Genomic DNA, 2,456 nt, shown 5'->3' on the forward strand with positions numbered 1-2,456 from the left:
GCCACGGGGGCGGCCACGGGCGCCGGAGCGGCGGCCGGAGCCGGAGCAGCGGCGGCCGGAGCGGCCGCGGGAGCCGCGCCCGCCGCGCCGATGACGGCCAGACGTGCGCCGACCTCGGCGTTCTCGTCCTCGGCGACCAGGATCTCCAGCAGGACGCCGGCGACCGGGGCGGGGATCTCGGTGTCGACCTTGTCGGTCGAGACCTCGAGCAGCGGCTCGTCGGCCTCGACCGACTCGCCGACCTGCTTCAGCCAGCGGGTGACGGTGCCCTCGGTGACGGACTCGCCCAAGGCGGGGAGCACGACATCGGTACCGGCGGCAGCCGGAGCGGCGGCGGCCGGAGCCGCGGCAGCCGGGGCCTCGGCGACGGGAGCCGGAGCGGCCGGAGCCTCGGCGACCGGGGCCGCGGGGGCCTCGGCGGCCGGAGCGGCGACCGGGGCCGGCGCGCCCGAACCGTCGTCGATGACGGCCAGCTCGGCGCCGACCTCGACGGTCTCGTCCTCGGCGACCTTGATGGAGGCCAGGATGCCCGACACGGGGGACGGGATCTCGGTGTCGACCTTGTCGGTCGAGACCTCGAGCAACGGCTCGTCGGCCTCGACGCGCTCGCCCTCGGCCTTCAGCCAACGGGTGACAGTGCCCTCAGTGACGCTCTCACCGAGCGCCGGAAGGGTTACGGAAACCGACATGGTTTCAGTTGCTCCTAACGAATGTGCGGAAGTGGTCGTCGCGCCCAGTGACGATTAGTCGTGTGCGTGCAGGGGCTTGCCGGCGAGCGCCAGGTGCGCCTCGCCCATAGCCTCGTTCTGCGTCGGGTGCGCGTGGATGAGCTGCGCGACCTCGGCCGGCAGGGCTTCCCAGTTGTAGATCAGCTGGGCCTCGCCGACCTGCTCGCCCATCCGGTCACCGACCATGTGGACGCCGACCACGGCACCGTCCTTGACCTGGACGAGCTTGATCTCGCCCGCGGTCTTCAGGATCTTGCTCTTGCCGTTGCCCGCCAGGTTGTACTTGAGGGCCACGACCTTGTCCGCGCCGTAGATCTCCTTGGCCTTGGCCTCGGTGATGCCGACGGAGGCGACCTCGGGGTGGCAGTACGTGACGCGCGGCACACCGTCGTAGTCGATCGGGACGGCCTTGAGGCCGGCCAGACGCTCCGCCACCAGGATGCCCTCGGCGAAGCCGACGTGCGCGAGCTGGAGGGTCGGGGCGAGGTCGCCGACGGCCGAGATGGTCGGCACGTTGGTCTGCATGTACTCGTCGACCACGACGTAGCCGCGGTCCATCGCGACGCCCTGCTCCTCGTAGCCCAGGCCCTGGGACACGGGGCCGCGGCCGATCGCGACCAGCAGCACCTCCGCCTCGAAGGTCTTGCCGTCGGCCAGGGTGACCCGAACGCCGTTCTCGGTGTACTCGGCCTTGTCGAAGAAGGTGCCGAGGTTGAACTTGATGCCCCGCTTGCGGAACGCGCGCTCCAGCAGCTTGGAGCTGTTCTCGTCCTCGACCGGTACGAGGTGCTTGAGGCCCTCGACGATGGTGACGTCGGTGCCGAAGGACTTCCACGCCGAGGCGAACTCGACGCCGATGACGCCGCCGCCCAGGACGATGGCGGACTCGGGCACGCGGTCCAGGACCAGGGCGTGGTCCGAGGAGATGATGCGGTTGCCGTCGATGTTCAGGCCCGGCAGCGAGCGCGGCACGGAGCCGGTCGCCAGGAGCACGTGGCGGCCCTGGATGCGCTGGCCGTTCACGTCGACGGACGTCGGCGAGGAGAGGCGGCCCTCACCCTCGATGTAGGTCAGCTTGCGGGAGGCGACCAGACCCTGCAGACCCTTGTACAGGCCCGCGATGATGTCGTCCTTGTACTTGTGCACACCCGCGATGTCGATGCCCTCGAAGGTGGCCTTGACACCGAACTGGGCGGCCTCGCGAGCCTGGTCCGCGATCTCGCCCGCGTGCAGCAGAGCCTTCGTGGGGATGCAGCCGTTGTGCAGGCAGGTGCCGCCGAGCTTGTTCTTCTCGATCAGGGCAACGTCCAGACCCAGCTGGGATGCGCGCAGTGCCGCGGCGTAACCGCCACTGCCGCCGCCGAGGATCACTAGGTCGAAAACGGTGCTGGCGTCGTTCGCCACGTCACGTCCTCCATGCATGTGCGCCGAGCACCGGTCCTCTGTGACCGGGCGGCGGCTGGTATACGGCCGCTTTTTCTTCGGCCCTGTGGTGGGGGCCCTGTCCTGCCGAGAACCCATCTTCGCATTTGTCGGCGGAACGCGGGACGCCGGGCCTGCCCTGGGGCAGGTCGTTCTGCCCGAACCGGGGGTTACCGCAGCGTAGAAACCTACGGATTTCGTTGTCAGTGAACAGGCCCCGGGACGAGCTCGAAGGGCTTGTCCCTGGCTGGGAACGGGGTGGGTTCGGTGTCGGGGGTCAAACCCAGGCCGCCACTGGCCGTTTAT

General features: G+C 69.8%; 2 protein-coding genes. Both read right to left on the reverse strand.

What is annotated here, in order from left to right; genetic code table 11:
- A partial coding sequence (locus tag ACFWBW_RS38345; protein ID WP_385383341.1) for a biotin/lipoyl-containing protein occupies positions 1-689 on the reverse strand: 689 nt, incomplete at its 3' end.
- A gap of 54 nt (positions 690-743) precedes the next feature.
- On the reverse strand, positions 744-2,132 hold the full coding sequence (gene lpdA, locus ACFWBW_RS38350) for a dihydrolipoyl dehydrogenase (RefSeq protein WP_250742547.1): 1,389 nt from the start codon (positions 2,130-2,132) through the stop codon (positions 744-746).
- Positions 2,133-2,456 lie beyond the last annotated feature (324 nt).

The organism is Streptomyces sp. NPDC059957, assembly GCF_042730015.1.
Lineage (GTDB): Bacteria > Actinomycetota > Actinomycetes > Streptomycetales > Streptomycetaceae > Streptomyces.